General features: G+C 72.9%; 14 protein-coding genes. 1 reads left to right on the forward strand and 13 read right to left on the reverse strand.

Going from position 1 to position 21,292, the window contains the following annotated elements:
* Positions 1 to 91: 91 nt before the first annotated feature.
* A complete protein-coding gene (locus tag OU416_RS25690; RefSeq protein WP_270929580.1) occupies positions 92 to 2,782 on the forward strand; it encodes a BTAD domain-containing putative transcriptional regulator in 2,691 nt (896 codons plus the stop codon).
* A 382-nt stretch (positions 2,783 to 3,164) separates the two neighbouring features.
* Here the strand turns inward: OU416_RS25690 and OU416_RS25695 are convergent, their stop codons facing one another.
* The 13 genes from OU416_RS25695 to OU416_RS25755 form a co-directional block, all read right to left on the reverse strand.
* Positions 3,165 to 4,451, reverse strand: coding sequence for an ATP-grasp domain-containing protein (locus tag OU416_RS25695; protein ID WP_270929581.1), 1,287 nt, complete (start codon positions 4,449 to 4,451; stop codon positions 3,165 to 3,167).
* 14 nt (positions 4,452 to 4,465) lie between these two features.
* Complete coding sequence (locus OU416_RS25700) at positions 4,466 to 6,487, reverse strand: CocE/NonD family hydrolase (RefSeq protein WP_270929582.1); 2,022 nt, start codon at positions 6,485 to 6,487, stop codon at positions 4,466 to 4,468.
* 207 nt (positions 6,488 to 6,694) lie between these two features.
* Positions 6,695 to 7,321, reverse strand: coding sequence for a response regulator transcription factor (locus OU416_RS25705; protein WP_270929583.1), 627 nt, complete (start codon positions 7,319 to 7,321; stop codon positions 6,695 to 6,697).
* Positions 7,318 to 8,463, reverse strand: coding sequence for a GAF domain-containing sensor histidine kinase (locus tag OU416_RS25710; protein ID WP_270929584.1), 1,146 nt, complete (start codon positions 8,461 to 8,463; stop codon positions 7,318 to 7,320). The genes OU416_RS25705 and OU416_RS25710 overlap by 4 nt, the downstream gene beginning before the upstream one ends.
* Positions 8,464 to 8,553: 90 nt before the next feature.
* Complete coding sequence (locus OU416_RS25715; RefSeq protein WP_270929585.1) at positions 8,554 to 9,177, reverse strand: hypothetical protein; 624 nt, start codon at positions 9,175 to 9,177, stop codon at positions 8,554 to 8,556.
* Entirely contained in the window at positions 9,177 to 10,310 is a 1,134-nt protein-coding gene (locus OU416_RS25720; RefSeq protein WP_270929586.1) for a type VII secretion protein EccE, read from the reverse strand. The genes OU416_RS25715 and OU416_RS25720 overlap by 1 nt, the downstream gene beginning before the upstream one ends.
* Positions 10,307 to 11,680, reverse strand: coding sequence for a type VII secretion protein EccB (gene eccB, locus OU416_RS25725; protein ID WP_270929587.1), 1,374 nt, complete (start codon positions 11,678 to 11,680; stop codon positions 10,307 to 10,309). The genes OU416_RS25720 and eccB overlap by 4 nt, the downstream gene beginning before the upstream one ends.
* A 146-nt stretch (positions 11,681 to 11,826) precedes the next feature.
* Entirely contained in the window at positions 11,827 to 13,068 is a 1,242-nt protein-coding gene (gene mycP / locus OU416_RS25730) for a type VII secretion-associated serine protease mycosin (protein ID WP_270929721.1), read from the reverse strand.
* Entirely contained in the window at positions 13,068 to 14,471 is a 1,404-nt protein-coding gene (eccD, locus tag OU416_RS25735) for a type VII secretion integral membrane protein EccD (RefSeq protein WP_270929588.1), read from the reverse strand. Before eccD ends, mycP begins: the two co-directional genes overlap by 1 nt.
* Before the next feature lie 89 nt (positions 14,472 to 14,560).
* A complete protein-coding gene (gene eccCa, locus OU416_RS25740; RefSeq protein ID WP_270929589.1) occupies positions 14,561 to 18,511 on the reverse strand; it encodes a type VII secretion protein EccCa in 3,951 nt (1,316 codons plus the stop codon).
* A 10-nt stretch (positions 18,512 to 18,521) separates the two neighbouring features.
* The gene (locus tag OU416_RS25745) at positions 18,522 to 18,968 is read right to left on the reverse strand and encodes a hypothetical protein (protein ID WP_270929590.1); all 447 of its coding nucleotides are present in this window, start codon (positions 18,966 to 18,968) and stop codon (positions 18,522 to 18,524) included.
* Positions 18,968 to 20,791 carry a hypothetical protein gene (locus OU416_RS25750; protein WP_270929591.1) on the reverse strand — a complete coding sequence of 608 codons (1,824 nt, stop codon included), beginning with the start codon at positions 20,789 to 20,791 and terminating at the stop codon, positions 18,968 to 18,970. Before OU416_RS25750 ends, OU416_RS25745 begins: the two co-directional genes overlap by 1 nt.
* 29 nt (positions 20,792 to 20,820) lie before the next feature.
* On the reverse strand, positions 20,821 to 21,159 hold the full coding sequence (locus tag OU416_RS25755; RefSeq protein WP_270929592.1) for a hypothetical protein: 339 nt from the start codon (positions 21,157 to 21,159) through the stop codon (positions 20,821 to 20,823).
* Between the last annotated feature and the right edge of the window lie 133 nt (positions 21,160 to 21,292).

The following is a 21,292-nucleotide window of genomic DNA, read 5'->3' on the forward strand; positions in this document are numbered from 1 at the left end:
TCTCCAATTCGCTCTCGTCGAGTGGTCGCCGACCACGCTGTCGCGCCGCGCGTGCGGTCGGCTGATGGTTCGCTGGCGATATCCTTCGGGCATGCGATACGGGGTTCTCGGCCCGCTGACGGCGTGGGACACCGACGGCCGGGCGGTGCGGGTTCCCGAGGCCAAGGTGCGCGCGCTGCTGGCGATCCTGCTCGCCCACGGCGGCGGCCCCGTTTCGGCCGACCGGCTGGTGGCCGAGCTGTGGGCCGACGCTCCCCCGGCCACACCGCTGAACACCCTGCAGAGCAAGGTCTCCCAGCTGCGCCGGGCACTGGGCCGCGACCAGGTCCTGCACCAACCGGCCGGTTACCGGCTGCTGGTCGACCAGGTCGACGCGCACCGGTTCCAGGAGCTGGTCGAACGAGCGCGCGCAGCCGGTTCACCGCGGGTGCGGGCCGATCTGCTCGACGAGGCGCTGGCGCTGTGGCGCGGTCCCGCGTACGCGGACTTCGCCGACGCGCCGTTCGCGCGCGCCGAGATCACCCGGCTCGAAGAGCTCCGGCTGGCCGCCGTCGAGGACCGCGCCGAGGCGCGGCTGGAGCTGGGCCAGCACGCCGCGGTCGCCGCCGAGCTCGGCGACCTGGTGGGCAGCCACCCGCTGCGCGAGCGGCTGCGGATGGCGCAGATGCGCGCGCTGTACCGGTCCGGGCGGCAGACGGAGGCGCTGAGCAGCTTCCACGAGCTGCGCCGCGAGCTCGGCGATGAGCTGGGCGTGGCTCCCGGCCCGGAGTTGACGGCCCTGCACGAGGCGATGCTCCGCCACGAACCGCACCTGGCCCCTCCGGCAGCCTCACGCGATCGCAGCAACCTCCCCACCCCGCTGACGCCGATCGTCGGGCGGGTCGCGGAGATCGCCGGGATCCGCGCACCGCTGGTGGAGCAGGGCGCGCGGCTGGTGACGCTGACCGGGGCCGGCGGGGTCGGCAAGACCCGGCTCGCGCTGGCCGCCGCCGACGGGCTGCGGTGCCCGGACGGCGCGTGGCTGGTCGAGCTCGCCGGACTGGACCGCACCGCCACCGCCGCCGACATCGCCGACCGGGTCATGACGACGCTCGGGCTGTGCGAGAGCACCTCGACGCCGGAGACCGCCGACCTGGTGGAATGCCTCGTCGAAGCGGCTGCGGGCAAGGACTTCCTGCTGGTGCTGGACAACTGCGAGCACCTGCTGGAGCAGGTCGCGGCGCTGGCCGAACGCCTGCTGGCCGGGGTGCCGGGCGCGCAGCTGCTGCTGACCAGCCGGGAACCGCTCGACGTCCCCGGCGAGGTCGTCCGCCCGGTTCCGCCGCTGGAGCTGCCCGACGACGCGGCCGCGCGAGAAGTCCTGGCAGCCGCCCGGTTCAGCGCCGTGGAGCTGTTCGTGCAGCGCGCCGCCGCCGCGGTTCCCGGTTTCGCCCTCGACGCGGGCAACGTGCGGGCGGTGTCGGCGATCTGCCGGCGGCTGGACGGCATTCCGCTGGCGCTGGAGCTGGTCGCGCCGCGGCTGCGGATGTTCGAGCCGGAGCACCTCGCCGACAGCCTCGACGACCGGTTCAGCCTGCCCTCCGGTGCCGGTCGCGGTCGACCGTCCCGGCAGCAGACGCTGCGCGCGATGATCGACTGGAGCTGGGAGCTGCTCGGCCGCGACGAGCGGATCGTGCTGCGGCGGCTGGCGGTGCACGCCGACGGCTGCACCCTGCGCGCGGCGCAATCCGTGTGCTCGGACCAGGACATCCCCGCGCCCCGGGTGCTCGAACTGCTGGCCCGCCTGGTGGATCGCTCGCTGGTCGTCCGCGACGGCGACCGGTTCCGCCTGCTGGAGTCGGTTTCGGCCTACAGCGCCGAGCGCCTCGCCGAGGCCGGTGAGCGCGACGCCGTGCGCGACCGGTTCGTGCACCACTACCTGGAGCTCGCCGAGCGCGCGGATCGGGAGCTGCGCGGTCCTGAGCAGCAGCGCCACCTGGCCCGGCTCGATGCCGAGACCGCCAACCTCCGCCGCGCGCTGGACCTGGCGATCCAGGGCGAGCAGGCCGAAGCCGCGTTGCGCCTGGTGAACGCGCTGACCTGGTACTGGTACCTCCGCGGGCGCCACGGCGAGGCCCGCCGCTCGCTTCAAGCAGCGCTGGCCACCGACGGCGGAGCACCGGCGCTGCGCGCCGCGGCGCGGGGCTGGCTGACCGGGGTGGAGCTGCGGAGCACGCCGAACGTGGTGCCGGTGCCGGATCTGGCGGCCATCACCGATCCCGTGCTGCACGCGCGGCTGCAGTGGTTCATCGGTTCCGGGCTGCTGGACGACGTCGAGCACGACCTGGGTGTGCGGATGCTGGAGCAGGGCCTGCTCGGCGCTCGCGCGCACCGGGACCGCTGGACCGAAGCCGCGGTGCTGGTGGAGATCCGCACCGACGTGGAGCGCGCCGCGGAGGTGTTCGGCGAGCTGGGCGACCGCTGGGGACAGCTGCGCGCGGCGCGCTGCCTGGCCGAGCTGGCCGAAACGGACGGCGACCGCTCACGGGCCGCCCGCATGCACCGCGAAGGGCTGCGCAGCGCCGAAGACCTGGCACTGTGGACGGAGGTGGTCGAATCCCTGTGCAGGCTGGGGAAGAACTCGCTGGACGGCGGAAATCCCGCGCAGGCCCGGCAGTTCTCCGAACGAGCGCTGCGGATCTCCACCGACCACTCCTACCACTGCGGCGTGTTCCAGGCCCGCAGGCAGCTCGACGCCATCACCCGCGCCGAACCCGCCTGGGCACTGCTGCGCACCAGCTGAGCTCACTGAACCCTCGAATCCTGGCTGGTAACCGCAACCGCGACGACCAACGCGCCGCACCGCGAAACGGTCGCATACACAAGACCGGGATCCCGCAGTCCAGGCGGGCGCTGAGGTTCCGCCACCCGCACCGCCACGCAAAACGAGCCTGGAAAAGGCCCTCATTGCATGGTCACCGCGAGGACGAGGAGTCCCACGGCGATCAGGCCGACGACGATGATGAGCACCAGGTTCGAGGTCTTGTTCATGCGCACAGCCTCGCCGCCGGGCTCACCGGGCGATCATCGCGAGCACCTCGCCGCAGCCGCCTGACCTGCTGGAACTCCGATCCGCGCACGGGCCCGGACGGGTGGGTGAGACGCAGCTCGCAAAGCTGTCCCCCTCAGATGAGGGGGCTCGGGGCCGCCTGGTGGTCCTCGAAGGTGAAGGGGAGCAGTTCCGCGCAGCGGTGGAACTTGTCGACCAGCTCCGCTTCGTCGCGGGCGCCCAGGCAGCAGGTGGCCAGCTCGTAGCTGTAGCTGTCCTGCACGGTCAGCTCGGCCAGCCGCGTTCCTTCGCGCGCCACCACGTCGACGGTCGCCTCCGGCATCTCCCGGCGGATCCGCGCGAGGTGCTCCTCGGTCGGGCAGCTGCGCACCACCCCGTCGGTGAAGGACCGCAGGAACCACTTCGCCGCCACGGCGTGCGCTCCCCTGCGGCACGGCATCTCAGGTTCCTCGCCCAGCGCCAGCCGGACCATGCAGTGGTGGTTCGCAACACCGTCGACCAGCCTGAACAGCTGCGCGTGGGACTGGGAGATCCGCGGGTTGATCTCCAGGACGTTGAGCTCGTCGACGTCCTGGTTCCAGAAGAACTCGATGTTGAAGGCCGTCGAGTCCAGGCCGATCTGGCGGATCACCCGCGTGCTGACGTCGGTGATCCGGCGCTGGATCCGGGCGGGCAGCCGGGACGGGTACTGGTAGCGCAGGAAGCTCGGGCTGCCCGGGTAGTGCACCGAATCGACCACGCCGTAGACGTGCGGTTCACCGCGGTAGCAGTAGCCCTCGGCGGTGGCCTGCACGCCCCTGATCTCCTCCTCCACCAGGCACGCCCGGCCCCCGGCCACCGCGATCTCGGGCGGGAGTTCGAGACCGCTGAGCACGGCGTCGAAGGACTTCCCGACCGCGTCGATGCCCTGCCGGATCTCGGCCATCGCCCGGCCCAGCTCGGCGGGTTCGGCGACGCGGAACGCCAGCACCGAGCTGTAGGACTTCACCGGTTTGAGCCACACCGGGAAGCTCAGCCCGCGCGGCAGGCCGGGGTCGCCCGCCAGGTCGACCAGCCCGAACTTGGGGTGCGCATCGGCGGCCTTGCACTGCTCGAGGCGGCTCCAGTACTTGTGCTCGCACTTGAGCACCGGTTCCAGCCCGGGGCCCGGCACCCCGTAGTCGGCGCACAGGGCCGGTACCAGTGAAGTGGTCGGGAAGTCCCAGTAGCCGACGATCGCGTCGATCGGGCCGCCGAACTCGTCGAGCCTGCGGTGTCCCTCGTCCAGCAGCGCGGGGAAGTCCGCCGAGGCGGGCATGACCTCCGACTTGCCGAACAAGGAGTGGAAGCGGCTGCGCGGGAACGAACCGCGCAGCAGCGCGAGGTTGCCCGCGTCGAGTCCCACGACGAACACGTTGGTCATGGAGATCCCCCGCCTCACACCAGGGCGCGCGGGATGGTCTGCTGCCAGTTCCGGGAGAACACGCGCTGATCGCCCTCGTAGGCGTCCAGCTCGGCGTGCAGGTGGAACTCGGTCCGGCTGGAGGTCAGCACGGTGCGCGTGGTGGTGCGCACCGACCAGTCGCCGCGTTCGAAGGCCATCGTCCACTCGATCTCACCGCGCACCGAGTCGAAGTCGTCCGCGGTCCAGCTGTAGCGCTCGTAGGCGCGGCGGGTCACCGCCAGGTCGATGTCGTCGAAGCGGACCACCCCGAGGTCCTTGACCACCTCCAGCGCCGAGTCGTAGCCCACGAGGTCGCGGGAGACCGTCCAGCGCTGCTCGCCGGGCTGAAGCTGGGTGGTCGCCGACACGGGTGCGCCTTCGGGTTCGCCGAACGCCGGGGCCGTCACCTCGTCGGGCTCCGCGACCGGGCGGATCGGCAGCTCCAGCGCGCTGGTCTCCGGGTGCACCGTCAGGCGAACGGGTTCCGGCGGCGGCCAGGCCAGCGGCCAGTACGAGGTGGACAGCGACATCCGGATCTGGTGCCCGGGCGGGAACGCCTGGGCGACACCGTTGAGCTGCACCCGCACCCGGTAGCGCTGGCCGGGTCGCAGCGGGCGGGGTTCGCCGTGCCCGTCGCGGTGGGTGAGGTTGAGCAGCCCGTACGTGACGCGGGTGGCCCTGCCCTCCGGTGCGACGTCGGAGAGCCGCACGGCCACCATCGCCGTCGGCCGGTCCACCTCGAGGTCGAGCTCGGCCACCGGCCCGCCGAGGATCTCGCAGCGCTCGGCCAGCGGGGCGGTGTCGAAGACCAGCGATCCGCCGTCCTCCTCGCGCTGGTCGTAGGGCAGGTCCGGCGGGGCGTTGTAGGAGCACCACTTCCCGGCGAACTGCCCCACCGACAGCGGCGACTCGACCGGCAGCGGGCGCGACGGCGGCGCCTCGCCGGGCCGGGCGATGAGGCGCTGGCCCAGCGGGAAGCGCACCCGTTCCACGTGCGGCGAGGGCCAGGACGGCTCGCCCACCCAACGCCCCGGACGTTCGTCGTAGGCGGTGGACGGCGGCATGCTCTCCTGCATCCAGACGCGCAGCATCGGGCCGTCCATCGCGCCGTTGTCGACGTCCTTGAGCCAGTGGTCCCACCAGCGGACCAGTTCCTGCAGGAAGCCGATGGCCGGGCCGGGTTGGCCGAGGTGCGGGTACTTGTGCGACCAGGGGCCGATGAGACCGCGCCGCGGCACGTCGAGGTGCTGCATCAGCCGGAAGACGGCGTTGGAGTACCCGTCGGCCCAGCCGCTGACCGCCAGCACGGGGCAGCCGACGCTGCCGTAGTCCTCGCACACCGAACCGTGCCGCCAGTAGTCGTCCCGGTGCTGGTGGCGCAGCCATTCCGCCAGCCACGGTTCGCAGTCGACCAGCCGTTCGAACCACTGGCGCCGCCAGCCCGGCCCGAAGGTCGCGGGATCCGGCGGGCAGGAGTTGTAGGCGAACATCGTCGACGCCCAGGACAGGTTGTCGCTCAGCAGGCAGCCGCCCATGTAGTGCACGTCGTCGGCGTAGCGGTCGTCGCTGCAGCTCAGCACCGCGATCGCGGCCAGGCTCGGCGGGCGGCGGGCGGCGACCTGCAGGGCGTTGAACCCGCCCCAGGAGATGCCCATCATCCCGGTGCGCCCGCTGCACCACGGCTGCTCGGCGAGCCACCCGAGGATCTCCGCGGCGTCCCGCAACTCCTGCTCCAGGTACTCGTCGGTGAGCAGGCCCTCGGAGTCGCCGCTGCCGCGCAGGTCCACCCGCGCGCAGGCGTAGCCGAACCCGGCCAGGTAGGGGTGGTTGACGGAGTCCCGGCGCGCGGTCAGGTCCCGCTGCCGGTACGGGATGAACTCCAGGACGGCCGGGACCGGTTCGTTGTCGGAGTCCACCGGCCGCCAGATGCGCGCGGCCAGCCGGGTGCCGTCGGACAGCGGGATCCAGCCCGCCTCCTCCTTGACCGGATGGGGCAGGACCTCCACCGTTCGCATCGAACCGCCTCCCGTGCGCGTACCTGCCCGTCGCCTACCCGGTTTCGGGGTCGCGGACACCCCTTGTGCCAATCGGAGTCCTGCCCGACCGCACCTCAGGGGACCGTGACGCAACCCAGCCACAAGAAACCGCCAAACGCGAGATCGACCCCGGACGCGACCACCACTGAAAATCGCGGAGAGGCGGGCATGGGAGAGGCGGGACGGTCAGAGCAGGCCGGACTTGGCGGCCCTGGTGATGAGTTCGATCCTGTTGCGGGCGTTGAGCTTTCGCATCGCGTTGCGGAGGTAGCCGGTGACCGTGTGGCGGGTCAGGCCCAGCTGCTCGGCGATCTCCGGGTTCGTGCGGCCCGCCGCCGCGTGCCGGAGCACGTCGTACTCGCGCTGGGTGAGGCCGGTTTCGTGCAGGCGGGAGCGCATTCTCGGCGCCGCCCGGTCGTCCACGCGCGGGTCGAAGATCTGCAGGCCGCTGGCCGCTTGGCGCACCGCCGAGACCAGGTCCGTCGCGCTCGCGTCCTTGAGGATGCAGCCGTCGACTCCCGCGTCGAGGGTGGCCCGCAGCGCCGCGTGGTCGCGGTAGGCGGTGAAGACCACGATGCGGGCGTCCGGGGCCGCCCGGCGCAGCGGGGCGACCAGCTCGCTGGCCACCGCGTCCGGGAGCCGCAGGTCCAGCAGGATCACGTGCGGGCTGGTCCGGGCGGCCAGGCCGACCGCGGCGTCGGCGTCGGTCGCGCCGCCGACCACCCGGATCGCCGGGTCGTCGCGGAGCAGCAGGCGCACCCCGTCGACGACCACCGGGTGGTCGTCGACGACCACGAGCCGGATCTCGGTCACGGCAGCGGGATCCAGATCCGCGCCGTCAGCCCGCCGTCCTCGTTGGCCACCACCGACAGCGTGCCGCCGAGCTCGGCCAGCCGGCCGGCGGTGGTGCGCAGGCCGATGCCGTCGCCCGCGGGCTCCGACCAGCCGTTGCCGTCGTCGGCCACCGAGATCGCGATCCCCTCGTCGAGGGCGATCGCGCTGATCAGCACCGAGCGCGCACCGGCGTGCTTCTCCACGTTGAGCAGCGCTTCGCGGGTCGCCGCGAGCAGGGCTCCGGCGCGGTGCCGGTCGCAGTCCGGGAGCTGACCGATCTCCACCGACTGCGCGGAGATGCCGGTCCGGCGCTGGAAGGCCGCGCAGTCGCGGGACAGCGTCGCGGCCAGGCCACCGGCCGGTTCGTCGTGGTCGAGGGCGTGCACCGAATCGCGGAACGCCGAAGCGGTTTCGGCCAGCTGGTCCTCCAGCGAGGCCAGCCGGTCCAGCAGCTCGGCGCTGTCGGGCTGGGCGTGCGTGCGCAGGTCGCGCAGCTCGGCGCCGATGCGGAAGAGGCGCGCGCCGACCGAATCGTGCAGTTCCGCGGCGATCCGGCGGCGCTCGGCCGCGGCGGCCTGCTCCCGCTGGCGGCGCGCGGCGGACGCGGTCTGCAGCGCCAGGCCGCCGCTGTCGGCGAGGTTCACCGCCGCGTCGAGCTGCCTGCCGCCGAAGTAGGACACCTCGCGCATCGCCGCGTAGACCACGCCCTGCACCCGGCCCGCCCGCACCATCGGCACCGCGAGCATGGTCTTGATGCCGTCCGCCGAGATCGGGACGTCGAAGTCGTGCGTGATCAGCTCGGAGGAGCAGTAGTCGGCCACCCACACCGGGCGGCGCTCGGCCGCGGCCAGCCCGCCCAGGCCCAAGCCCATCTCGACGTGCAGGTCGTGCAGACCGGTTGCCCAGGTGCCGTTCCACTGCCGCAGCACCAGCACCTGCTCCGCCTCGACCGGACCGGCCAGGCCGATGTGCGCGCCGGTCTCCTCGCGGACCCGCCGCGCCAGGCCGCGCAGCGCGGCCGCGTCGTCGAGCAGGTGGAGGACCTGGGCGTGCTCGTCGAGCAGGTGGCCGAACCGCCGACCGTGCTCGGCCACGCGTTCCGAGCGATGCCGCTGCGCCACCTGGACCCCCGACGTCCGCGTTCTCCCAGCGCGCCGGATGCTACCCGGTCTTTCACGATCCACTGTGCACTGTGAGGGCCCGCACAGTGCTCAGCGGCGGGCGAAAGGAGCGGGGTTGGGGGTGAACGGCCTGGTCCGCTGGCGGTCGACGAGCGCGGCCTCGCCCGGTGCCAGCGCGTCGGCCGCGACCGCGCCGCGCGCGTCGAGCAGTGCGGCCAGCACCTTGCCGTGGCCGGGCGCGCAGACCACCACCTGGTCGATCGAGTGCCAGAAGCCCGAGCGCGGCGGGACCTTCGGCGCCAGGTGCACGGTGGTGCACCACGCCGCGTCGCCGAGGTGCCGCGGTGGCGGTTCCGGCAGGTCGCTGACCAGCACCTGCGGGCCTCGGTCGTGGCCCGGCGGCCGACCTGGCCGAAGCGGCCAGCGCAGCCCGGTGGTGATCACGGTGAACTTCTCGCCGACGGCGACGGTGCGCCACCGCTCGGGATGGCGGGTCAGCACCGTGACCTGGGCGCCGATCGCCAGCATCCGGTGCGGCAGGGCCTGCCGGAGCGGGTGCTCGCCGATCAGGCCGATGCGCAGCGGCGACGGGCGGGTCGCCGGGAGGACGACCGGTCGGCGCTGCCGGTCGGCGCCCAGCGCGATCCCGGCCTCGGGCAGGCCGATGCGCAGCTCGGGAACCTCGCGGCTCGACGGCAGTCCGGAGAGGTCCATCACCGGCGCACCACTCCCAGCGCAGCGCTGTCGGTCCGGGTCGGGCAGCCCAGCGGCAGGGTGGCCACCACCCCGGCTTCCTGGTCGTGCGGCAGGTCCTGGCAGAGCCCGGCGTTGAGCATCCGCTGCCGGACCTTGGCGACGAGCCCGGGCACCGCGCCCACCAGGCGCACCACCGTCGTGCTGGTGGTGGTCGCACCGTCCGCGGACAGCGCGACCGAGGTGATCACCTGCTCCACCTCGGCGGTCGCCTGCTGGAGCTCGTCCCAGTCCGCTTGATCGCGCGGCATCGCCGACAGGCAGCAGTGCACCCGCTCCGGTCCGACCCAGGCGTTCTTCTTGACCGAACCGTCCGCCGGTCCGCCGAGCTCCCGCAGCAGGGCGCGGACCGCCGCCGCGGAGAGCACGGCCGTCCGCACGCCGCGGCGCGCCAGCTCGTCGCGCAGCCGCAGCAGGGCGGTGGCGGTCGTGCCCTGAACGCGGTCGCTGCCGTAGGCCACCACCGCGGGCGACCACAGCGGTTCGTGCCGCACCACGAGCCAAGCCCGGACGGCGACCGGGAAGGCCGCGCCGAGCGCGCGGTAGTCCGCGGTGGGCCGGTAGCCGCGGGTGGTGTCCCACGGCGGCAGGAAGAACCGCTCGGTGAGCACCTGCACCCCGGCCGGGGCGGCGCGGTCCGAGCGCAGCCAGGACACCAGGTCCCGCAGCTCCACCTCGTCGGCGCTGAGCTCCAGCACCGCCGCGAATCCGCGGCCGTCGCCCGCGATGCCCACCGGGATCCGGTTGCGGTCGACGTGCTCGGTGATCTCCAGCGCCGGGACGAGGCGGTGCGCCAGGCCGAGGTCGTCACCGGCTGCGGGTTCGCCGCCGCGTCCGTTGAGCCAGATCGTCAGGTGCGTCCAGGCCCAGCGGTCGTGCCAGCGCAGGAACGCGAGCGCCGGGACGAGCACCGCGGGAGCGAACAGCACCGGGTTCAGCGCGAAACCGCCTGCCGCGCAGGCGATCGCCAGCTGCACCGCGATGATCCTGCCCAGCCCCAGGCGGATCCGCCGCTTCGGGGGCGCCGGCCGGGCCGCGACGCGCACGACGCCGATGTTCGACCAGTCCGGCGGTGGCGGTGGTTTCGCGGTCACCGGCCCTCCCCCCGGTGCTCCAGCGCGGCCGCCGCCGGGTCCAGCACCGGCCCGGCGGGCAGCAGGTCGACGAACGGCTTCGGGACGCTGGGAGCGGTGGCCGGGTCGTAGCGCAGGCGTCGCACCGCTTCCGGCGAGGAGAACGGGTAGGCCAGACCGGCATCGGTGATCAGCGTGTGGGTTCCCGCCGTTCCCGCCGCCGTGCTCGCCCGCACCACCGCGCCGCTGCCCGGCGGGACGTGGATCGCGCTCAGCAGGCCGAGCGCCGCGCCGTCGGCGGCGGACACCGCCTTCGCCGGTTCCGGCATCCGCGCCGGGGTGTGCACGACCACGCGCCACGGCGTGTCGCCCGGAGTGCTGCCGGGCGGCGTGCTGACGCACATCGGCTGGTTGCGGCTCAGCTCCACGACCTCCGGCACGGCATCCGGCCACAGGGCTTCGCCCGGCCCGGCGCCGACTTGCGGCGCGGTCGCCGCCACGCCCGCCGGGAGCAGGTGGTCCGCGGTGGCGTGCGCGCTCATGAGCCGGTGGACGAGCGGGGTGATGGAGGCCAGCCCGTCGCGGTGGACGAGGTAGTGCTGCGGGTTCACGCCGTCGGTGTGGACCAGGTCGCCGACCTTCACCTCACCGGGCAGCCGGAACGCCGGAACAGCACCCGCACCGTCCACTGCGGACGGAATCGACAGCGCCGGGCCTTCCGGCACCGTCGCCAGCACCTCGGTGGGCAGCCGCACGGCGGCGGCGCGCTGCAGCCCGAGCATGGTGCGCGCGCTGTCCGGCATCAAGAACCGCTGACCGCCGCTGACCAGCCAGGACGCGCCGCTGGGATCCTGCACGACGACGTCGGCGCTCTCGGCCGGGGACAACCGGATCCCCACGTACGCGGCCACCCGCGGCGCGACGCCCTCGGCGCTCGGTGGAACCGCGCACACCGTCCACTCCTCCTCCGTCAGCGCCTCCGCGGCGGGCAGCGCGTCCGGCGCGAACGGGATGCCGACCGGAAGCCCGCGCGGAACCTCCTCCAGCGCCGAAGGTTTCACGGTGGTGACGGTGCCGCCGCCGACCAGCAGCGCCGAAGCCAGGTTCAGCGCCGGGTGGGCGACGCCGTCGGACATCACGTAGCGGTCGCCGCTGCCGCTGGCCACCACCGCGCCGCTGTCCGGCAGGCCCGGCCCCCGGCCGCCGCCGAGCCAGCCGACGACGCCGAACCCGGCGGCGATCAGCACGCCGATCGCCAGCCCGCCGGCCAGCGCGCGGTTGAGGCGCCGCCGCGGGTCGTGCATGGCCTCGTCGGTGCCGCGGATGAGGCTGGTGGCCCGCCTGCGGTTCTCGTAGCTGTAGGCCTCGGACTGCTCCCGGGTCGTCGCCATCTCAACAACCCCCTCGCCGCACGACGCCAGCCGCGCGCGGTGGGCGGAAGTACGCAATGTCAATGGAGATCAGACGTCCGATTTCAATGGAAGTCGCGCATCCGATTTCCATTGAAGTCGCGGGTGTGCGTGCTTCGATCACTGTTTCAGTCCAGTTCGGTCTTCGGAGGTGTGCGGGTGCTGTGCTCGTGGCGCGGTCGCTCGACCGGGCCCGCGCGCCAGGACCGGCCGGAGGCGCGCCGCACCACCGGAACGGCGCACAGGGCCAGCGCGGTGCCGAGCAGCAGCACTCCGCTCCAGGTGACGGCGACGACGCCGCCCGGGGACAGCAGCGGTTCCTCGCGCGGCACCGGGCCGATGGCCACCCGCCCGATCCCGCCCCGGTGCTCCTGCCGCAGCTGGGCATCGGTGGCGGTCAGCGCGAAGAACGGATCGACCAGTCCGGCTCCGGTGCGCTCGTTGCGGCCGCCGCCGACCGCGACCGCGCTGCCCAGCAGGCGCTGCCGCACCTGGTCGGCGGGCATGCCGGGGAACTCCGCGCGCAGCAGGGCCGCGGTGCCCGACACCTGGGCGGCGGCGAAGCTGGTGCCGCTGTTGCGCAGGTAGCCGTGCCCGCCCGGTGCGAGCATCACCAGGTCCTGGCCGTAGGCGGCGATGTCGACCCAGGCACCGCTGTTGGACTGGTCGACAGGCTGCCCGGAGCCGTCCACTGAGGCCACCGCGATGACGCCTTCGTAGGCCGCGGGATACATCGCGACGCCGCTCTCCCCCTCGTTGCCCGCCGCAGCCACCACCACGACGTCGCGGCGCAGCGCGTGCTCCACGGCCGCGCGGATCTCCGGCCGGTCGACCCTGGTGGCCAGCGACATGTTGATCACGCGGGCCCCGCCGTCGACGGCGCTGGTGATGGCCGCGGCCACCGCGCCCGGGGTCGAGGAGCTGATCTCGGGCACCCGCACCGGGAAGATCCGCGCGGCCGGGGCCACGCCCGCCACCCGGCCGTCCCCGTCGCGGCGGGCGGCGATCAGCCCGGCGACGCCGGTGCCGTGCGCTTCGCAGTCCAGCGGCGCGCCCGGCTGCACCGCGAACTCGGCCGGGAACGGCGCATCGGCGAACTGCACGCCGGGGTCGACGGCACCGGCCAGCTTCGGGTGCCGCCAGTCCACTCCGGAGTCGATCACGGCGACCGAGACGCCTTCGCCGCGCGAGAGGTCCCACGCCGCTTCCAGGCCGAGCTGGGTGATCAGCGGGTGCACGCCGAAGGTCCCGGGCAGGTCGATCCCGGGTGGTGGCGGCTGACGGCAACCCGGGGGTTGTGCGGACGCCGGTGGCGCGGCGAACACCGCCAGCACCAGCAGTGCGGAGGCCAGTCCGAGCAGGCGCATCATCACGCCTTCAGGTTCAGCAGCGTGACGTAGACGTCCCACACCGCCAGGACCAGCGGGATCACGCTGAGCAGCAGCACGACCTCGACCACGTCCAGCGTCCGCGTCAGCCGCGGGCTCACCCGGCGCCCGGCGAGCAGCCCGACCGCGCACGCCGCGATGGCGATCACGAGCCCGATCGGTGCGGCGATGGCCAGCAGCGGGATCACCTCACCGCCGGTGCGGCAAGCCGCCGCCAGCGCGGTCCCGGCCGCGGCGACCAGCCCGGCGATCCACGGCACGTACGCCGCCTCGGCCTCCCGGAACAAGCGCACCCGCAGGGCGAAGAGCGCGATCAGCACGCCGCCGAGCACGAACGACCAGACCTCGCCCGTCCAGACCAGCACGAGCACGCCGGTGGTCGCGGTGAGGTGGGTGCCCACCAGCATCCCGGCGAGCAGCTGCCGCGCGCGGCGCACGCGCACCCGCGCCGACTCGAAACCGGGATGCCCGGAGATCTTCGCCAGTTCCTCGGTCCTGCTGGTGACCTGCGGTGCCGGCACCCGGGCCAGGTTCAGCGCCAGCGGCGGCAGGAAGCTGGTCAGCGCCACCGCCAGCGGCGCCACCACGGCCGCCGAGCGGGCCGCGTCGACGCCCCACAGCAGCGAGATCAGCGCCGCGACCGCGCCCAGCGCACCGGCCACGATCAACGCCGCGAACACGCTGTCACCGCCGCCGATCAGCGCCGGCCCGGCCGCGGCGACCGCCGCGATCACGGCGACGCCCAGCAGCAGGTGCCCGGCCGACGTCCCGGGCCCCAGCAGCTTGACCGCTCCCGCGGCCGCCACGCCTGCCCCCAGCACGATCGCGAAGCAGCCACCGGGCACGTCGCCGAACGCGCGCGAGAGCAACGTGCCCGCCACGCAGATCAGCGCCGCGACGACCAGCGCCAGGATTCCGGGCAGGATCCCGGGAACGGCCATCACCGCCGCGACGGCCCCGGCGATGCCGACCGCCGCGGTCGCGGCCGTGACGCGGCGGGTGTCCTTCGACGACCACGCGCTGCGCACGCCTTCATCGCCGATCACCTCGACCACGTCGTCGTAGAGCGGCGTGCGCTCCTCGCGGCCGTGGGTGAAGAACAGCAGGTCGCCCTCGGCGATCTCGTTGTCCCGCAAGGACAACGCCGGGTCCAGGCCGGTCCCGTCGGCGCGGCGCAGCACCCAGCCGCCGTGGCCGACCCCGCCGTCGGCGGCGATCTTCTCCCCGGTGTGGCGCAGCAGCGACGTGCGCAGCGCGGCCAGCGGCACGCCGAAGGGCACCGCCAGGTCGACCCGGCTGGAGGAACCGGCGATGCCGATCCGGCCGAACTCGTTGTGCGCCGCGCCCGGCAGCCGGACGGGCGCGGTCGTGGTTGCGTGGTCCACGAGAGGAACTCACTTTCCGCAGTTCAGGAGCGGGCATCGATGCGATTTCAATGGAAGTTGGACGTCTGGTTTCCATTGAAGTTGCGCGGTTACCCGCCCGGTACCGCGCCCAGCTGGGAGTCCAGGCGCGCCAGCTGGATCGGGGTGTTGCCGAGGCGGCGGTGCAGCAGCAGTCCGCGGCCCGGCCGGAAGGTCTGCGGGCGGTGGCCCCAGACGCCCGTCTCGTCCTTCGGGATGCTCATCAGGATTCCGGGGAAGTTCAGCTCCCGCATGCGGTTGAGCAGCGGGTCGGTGGTCGCCCGCGCCGCGCCGCCCGCCTGCCGCGCGATGTAGAGGTTCAGCCCGATCGAGCGCGCCTGCGGCAGCAGGTCGAGCAGCGGCAGCAGCGGGTTGCCCACCGAGGTCGCGACCAGGTCGTAGTCGTCGACCAGCAGGAAGATCTCCGGCCCGCTCCACCACGACCGGTTGCGCAGCTGCTCGGGCGTCACCTCCGGGCCGGGCAGCCGCCGCTGGAAGCCGTCGACCAGCCCGCTGATGACCTCCAGCGAGTGCTGGTGGGTGGTGGAGTAGCCCAGCAGCTGCGGCCCGTCGAACTCGCGCAGCATGCTCATCCGGTAGTCGAGGACGATCAGCTTCGCCTGCTCCGGCGACCACTTGGTCACCACCTGGGTGGCGATCGAGCGCAGCGTGGAGGTCTTGCCGCACTCGTTGTCGCCGATCAGGATCGCCCCGTTGTCCCGGCCGGGAGCGAACACCACCGGTTCCAGCCGCTTGCCCTCCATGCCGAGCACGACACCCCGCGCACGGGCCTCGGCCGGGATCTCGGCGAACTCGTAGCAGGTCGGCAGCAGCCGCACCTTCCGCGCGCGCGGGCCGGGCCAGGCCGCGTCGATGCGCTCGACCAGCTCCGCGGTGCCGCCGTCGGCGAGCTCCGGCACCGCGGTGAGGAAGTGGTGCTTGCTCGCGCTGATCCCGCGCCCCGGACGGCCGGTGGGCACGCCGAGCTGCACCTTGCGGTCGATCTCGGAGTCCAGCGCGTCGCCGAGCTTGAACTCGATCTTGGTGCCGATCAGGTCGCGCAAGCCCATCCGCAGGTCCATCCAGCGGTTGCCGCTGACCACCAGGTGGATGCCGTAGCTGAGCATCCGCCCGGCGAGCTGCATCAGGGTCTGCTCCAGCTCCTCGTAGGTCTGGCGCAGCGCGTGCCAGCCGTCGACGACCACGAACACGTCGCCGAACCGCTCCTCCGGCAGCTCGCCCTGCGCGCGCAGCTCCCGGTAGCCGGCCATCGAGTCCACGCCGATCTCCCGGAACCGCAGTTCGCGGTCCTCCAGGATCTCCACCACCTCGGCCACCACCCGGTTGACCACCTCGGAGTCCAGCCGCCCGGCGATGCCGCTGACGTGCGGGAGGTCCTTGAGCCCGAACAGGGTGCCGCTGAAGTCCAGGCAGAAGAACTGCACCTCCGCGGGTGTGTGGCGCAGGGCCAGCGAGAGCACCAGGGTGCGGATCGCGGTGGACTTGCCGGTGCGCGGCCCGCCCACGACGCCGACGTGCCCACCGGCGCCGGACAGGTCCAGCAGCAGCGGGTCGCGGCGCTGGTGGAACGGCTTGTCCTCGACGCCGAGCACCGCCTCCAGCAGCGGTCGGCGCGGCGAAGCCCCGAACCCGCGGCCCTCCCGCACCTCCAGGTCCGGGTACAGCGCGCCCAGCGGCTCGGGCACGTCCAGCGGCGGCAGCCACACCTGGTGCGCCTGCGCGCCGCGGCCGGTCATCTGCTCGACCATCACGCTGAGCACGGTCCGCTGCAAGGACTCCTCCTCGCCGAACTCGTCGGCGGCCAGCTCCGGCTCCGGCGCCGGGGCCTGCTGCTCGGCCGGGATCGGCACGACCGCCGCGGTGAAGGGACGGACGCCGACCTCGCCCGCGAGCCCGCCGTGGTCCTGCTCGTCGCCGCTGCGGTAGGCGCCGGAGACGTAGGCGCTGCGGAAGCGGCGCAGCGTGGTGGTGTCGGTGCGCAGGTAGCCGTGGCCCGGCGAGTTCGGCAGGTGGTGGGCGTCGACCACGCCGATCGCGGTGCGGCTCTCCTGCTCGGAGAAGGTCCGCAGCCCGATCCGGTAGGACAGGTGGGCCTCCAGGCCGCGCAGCCTGCCCTCCTCCAGCCGCTGCGAGGCCAGCAGCAGGTGCAGGCCCAACGACCGGCCCAACCGTCCGATCTGGACGAACAGCTCGGCGAAGTCGGGCTTCTGGGCGAGCAGTTCGGAGAACTCGTCGACCACGATGAACAGGCTCGGCAGCGGCGGCAGGTCGGCGCCGCGCTGCCGGGCGCGCTCGTAGTCGCGGACCGAGACCATGTTGCCCGCGTCGCGCAGCACCTCCTGGCGGCGGTTCATCTCACCGGCGAGCGCCTCCTGCATCCGGTCGACCAGGCCGAGGTCGTCCTCCAGGTTGGTGATCACCGCGGCCACGTGCGGCAGCTCGGACATTCCCGCGAAGGTCGCGCCGCCCTTGAAGTCCACCAGCACGAGGTTCAGCTGCTCCGGCGAGTGCGTGGTGGCCATCGCCAGCACCAGCGTGCGCAGCAGCTCCGACTTGCCGGAACCGGTCGCGCCGACCACCAGCCCGTGCGGCCCCATGCCCTCCTGCGCGGCTTCCTTGATGTCGATTTCGAGCAGGCCGCCGTCGGCGTTGACGCCGACGGGCACCCGCAGCCGGTCGCGCATCGGCCGCGGCCGCCACAGCTGCGGCAGGTCCAGCCGACCGGGATCGCCGACGCCGAGCAGCCCGGGCAGCGTCTGGTCGGCGGTGGTCAGGTCTTCCACCTGCGCCGTCGCCACGTCCAGCCGGAACCGGGCGACCTGCCGGGCCAGCGCCTCCAGCTCGGGCGCGGACAGCCCGTCGGGCTTGCCGATCGGGTCGCGCACCTCGCCCGCGCGCACCGCCAGCTCGTCGCCGCGGACCTCCAGCCGCAGGCCGTGTGCCGCGGCGAGCTCGGCGGCGTGCCCGTCGAGGTCCAGCACCGTCACGGCCTGCAACCCGTGCGCGTCCAGCACGGCCTCGCTGCCCACGACCGTCCCGCCGTCCAGCACCACCAGCAGGTGCGGCAGCTCCGGGTCGGGGTCGGTGCGGCGGTTGAAGCGGGGGCGGCGGGTCAGCTCGGCGCCGAGCCAGTCCTCCAGCGCCAGCAGCCCGGGCTGCACCATCCGCACCGGCCCGACGTGGTCGCTGTCGTCCGGGTGCCAGGTGTGCGGGAGCCACTTCGCCCAGCCCCACTCGCGGCCGTCCGGCGCTCCGGTGCAGATCAGCACCCGCAGGTCCTTCGGCGGGTGCAGGGTGATCGCGTGCGCGATCATCGCGCGGACCAGCGCCCGCTCCGCCGCGCGATCCCCGCCGAAGGTGATCGCGGCGAAGCGGCGCAGCGCCAGCTGCACCGGCAGGTCGACCACAGTGGACTGCGTCTCCACGAACCGCTTGAGCGCCACCGCGCTGAGCGGGTCGACCTCCTCCACCGGCGCCGATTCGGCCGGGACCAGCGGGGTGTTGAGGTAGCGCGGTCCGGTGCCGATGCGCAGCACGCCGAAGTCCGCGTCGGCCGGCCGCCGCTCCCACAGCCGCGGGCTCTCCGCGACCGACCACAGCACCGACGGGTCGGGCGAGTTCCACTCCAGCGAATCCCGCTGCACCTGCGCGGTGTTGCGCACCTCGCGCCGCGCCTTGGCCAGGTGGCGCAGGAAGTCGCGACGGGCCACCCGCAGCTCGCCCTGCTGCCCGCTGCGCTGCCGCAGCAGCGAGCCGACCACCATGGCCAGCGCGGAGACCACGAACATCGAGCCCGCCACGTACCCGATCGGACTGCGCCCGATGGAGAAGATGTAGACCACCGAGCCGAGCCCGCTCAGCGCGGGCAGCACGACGAGCCAGGTGTTCTCGTTGTTCGGCTTGGGCAGCTCCGGTGGCGGCTGCAACCGGACCTCATCACCGGGTACCACCGGTGCGGCGGGCCTGGGCGGCCTCCGGAACGACCGGGTAGCCGTGGACATGCGATAGCTCTCAATCTCGTAGTGGTGCCGGGCGGATGCTGCCGACGAAGTCCTCGAAATCCGGCAGCACCTCGTCGAGCTGATCCGGCGTGCAGGTCAGCGCCATCCGGACGACGATCGAACCGGCGGTGGCGGCCATCTCGACCAGCACCTGGGTCTGGACCACATCGGTGCCCGCCGAGCGCAGCCGCACGACCCGGGCGCAGCCCGGGGTGTCAGCGGTGCCGAACTCGTTGCGGCACAACAAGCACACCGCCACGTACGACTCGGCGAGCTGCGCCAGCCAGTCGGCCTCGGCGGCCCACAGACCGCCGGGCACCGTGGTGACCACGATGTTGGCGGTGAAGCCGGTCCGCGACGGGCCGTGCTGCGCCGCCATCACCACGCCGGGGTCGGCGAAGCGCTCGGCCGGAACCGGCGTCCACTCGCCGGACAGCTCGAAGGTCAGGTCGTACATCAGAACAGGCTCGTAACAGCGTCTTTGGCGTCACCGGCCGTCTCCAGGACCTTGTTCGGGTCGACGGTGACGGTGGTACCGGCCTTGCCGCCGAAGCCGTACGCCCCGCCCGCGCCCGCGGTGAACTGCCACTTGCCGTCCTTGGTCCTCCCCCACCCGGCGTCGCCTTCCGCACCGGCACCGGCCCAGCCCTCGGCGGTCACGTCCACCCCGACCGGTCCCCAGTCGACACCTGCGTCGCCCTGGATCTTGCCGCCCGCGAAAGCGTCGAAACCGACCTTGGCCTCCTCGGAGTTCGCCCGGACATGAGCGTCGAGCTCACCTCCCGCGTACCCGCTGACGTTGGCGTGCCCGCTGGTCGGGCCGTCGCTCATCGACACGCCCGCGGAGCCCTCCAGCAGGGTGAGCTTGCCGCCGGCGCCGAGCCTGCCGCCGTTCTCCCCCGCCGATGCGGTCCAGTTCGAGTCGAACTTGGGGCCGACGCTCGCGCCGTACTCCCCGTAGACGTCGGCCCCGGCCACGTTCCAGCGCTCCGGCACGTCGGTGCTCTTGCTCCACCACGTGCCGTCCCAGTTGAAGATGCCGCCGCCGTGCTGGGCGTAGGTCTGGCCGTCCGGGCGTTGCGGCCTGCCGTCGCCCACCTCCCACTGCCCGCGTTCCCGCTTGTCGTCGAACAGCTGCCCGTCGGGCGTGCCGGGCGGGGTGATCGGCTGGAAGATGTTCTCGTACTGCTTCAGGGCGTCCGGGTACTTGCTCCCCATGCCCTCGATCTTGTCGTCCTTCAGCGCCACCGCCCCGGCGTGCACGGCGTCCCGGGAGGGCAGGAAGTCCGGTGTCCCGCAGAACTTCGACGTGTCGCTGGTCAGCTTGAAGAGCTTGTCCATGCCGTCCGCGCCGAGGGTGTTGTAGAAGCCGTAGAGGTACTTCCAATCCTCCTCGCTGATCGATGCGCCGTCGACGCGCTTGCCGTTCTCGTCGTACAGGTCGTCGGTGATCTCGCCGACGATCTGGGTGTAGAGGTCCAGCCGCTCGGGATCGGGGTTGTCCTTCTCGATCTCCCGCTTCAGCGACTCGGCGTGCCGCTTCGCGTCCTCCTCGGTCATCTTCTTCGGATCGCCGAAGTCGACGCCGGAACCACCGATCTCGTAGCCCAGATCAGATAGCTCGCCCTTCTGCATGCCCAGGTAGGACTCGTAGTCGTCCTGGAGGTCCTTGATGTTGCCGTCGATCTCCTTGGCCCGGTCCCCGGCCTTCTCCCGCCAGTGCTTGACGATCCGCTGCAAGGCCGGCCCCAGGATCGACTGATCGGCACCGCTGCCGACGTGCGTGGTGCCGCAGTAGGCGTCGTTGCCGCCGAACGCCGCGGTGTCGGGATCCTTGTCGTTGCCCACCGCCATGTTCTCGATGGTCTGGTTGATCTCCTCCTGGCCCTTCTCGACGCAGTCCTGCCGGTACTCCTCCAGGACGTCGAGGCGCTTGTCGGCGGCCGAGAGCTTGATGTCGGCCATCGTGCGGATCTTCTCGATGATGCCGCTGACGTTGGCGAAGTCCTCGCCGTCGTTGCCCAGGTCCTTCTTGGTCGAGGACACGTGGCTCTCGATGTCGTGCAGCTGCGCACCGTCGACGCTGCCCGCCGCACCGGTGTCGCCCGAACCGCTGGCCGCGTCCGCACCGGCGTCCGACGCCGCCGACGCCGCGCTCCGGAACTCCGCGCTGAGCGCCGACATCGCGTCCATGTCGAGGCTGTCGGCGAAGTCGTCCTTGCGGCTCCACGGATCGGCGCCGTACTCGATCATGTGCTGCTTGGTGATGGTCATTTCCATGGCGGTGTTCCTGACGACTCGTGGCCGGACTACATGCCGCCGGCGATGTTCCTGCTGATCTCCGACGTCGAGCTGCGGTAGGCCGCACCCCCGGCGACCGACGCGGAATCCGCGTCCAGGTCGTCCCCGGTGCTCGCCGCGCTGTGCGCGCCCCGGCCCATCTCGTCGCGGTTCTCCGCCGCGCGCCCGGCCTGGCTCGCCTGCCCCTCCTTGGTGCTGGTCAACGCGCTCCCGAAGGACCCGTCGCCGCCGAACTTCGCGACCGTCGCGCCGCGCAGCCGGCGCGACACCGCCTCCGCGCCGTCCGCCGCGTCGTAGCTCTTGCGCCCACCCGAGCGGTACAGCTCGGGCTGGTACTCCAACTCCACCTGGTACTCCCCGAAGTCGTTCGGTCACCCTGCCCCTGGTCAATTTCGTACGAAATTGACCACCCGCGCCCCGTTTCCGCTGGTGGCGGCCCGTGAGCACTTTGGGGTGCTATAGCGCCACAAAACGCTCACG

Source organism: Saccharopolyspora indica, assembly GCF_027853965.1.
Classification (GTDB): Bacteria; Actinomycetota; Actinomycetes; order Mycobacteriales; family Pseudonocardiaceae; genus Saccharopolyspora; species Saccharopolyspora indica.

Bases quoted from the DNA above. Each gene is read 5' to 3' on its own strand.
- OU416_RS25690 (WP_270929580.1), top strand. From the start codon at position 92: ATGCGATACGGGGTTCTCGGCCCGCTGACGGCGTGGGACACCGACGGC.
- OU416_RS25695 (WP_270929581.1), bottom strand. From the start codon at position 4,451: ATGACCAACGTGTTCGTCGTGGGACTCGACGCGGGCAACCTCGCGCTG.
- OU416_RS25700 (WP_270929582.1), bottom strand. From the start codon at position 6,487: ATGCGAACGGTGGAGGTCCTGCCCCATCCGGTCAAGGAGGAGGCGGGC.
- OU416_RS25715 (WP_270929585.1), bottom strand. From the start codon at position 9,177: ATGGACCTCTCCGGACTGCCGTCGAGCCGCGAGGTTCCCGAGCTGCGC.
- eccB (WP_270929587.1), bottom strand. From the start codon at position 11,680: ATGGCGACGACCCGGGAGCAGTCCGAGGCCTACAGCTACGAGAACCGC.
- mycP (WP_270929721.1), bottom strand. From the start codon at position 13,068: ATGATGCGCCTGCTCGGACTGGCCTCCGCACTGCTGGTGCTGGCGGTG.
- eccCa (WP_270929589.1), bottom strand. From the start codon at position 18,511: ATGTCCACGGCTACCCGGTCGTTCCGGAGGCCGCCCAGGCCCGCCGCA.
- OU416_RS25745 (WP_270929590.1), bottom strand. From the start codon at position 18,968: ATGTACGACCTGACCTTCGAGCTGTCCGGCGAGTGGACGCCGGTTCCG.
- OU416_RS25750 (WP_270929591.1), bottom strand. From the start codon at position 20,791: ATGGAAATGACCATCACCAAGCAGCACATGATCGAGTACGGCGCCGAT.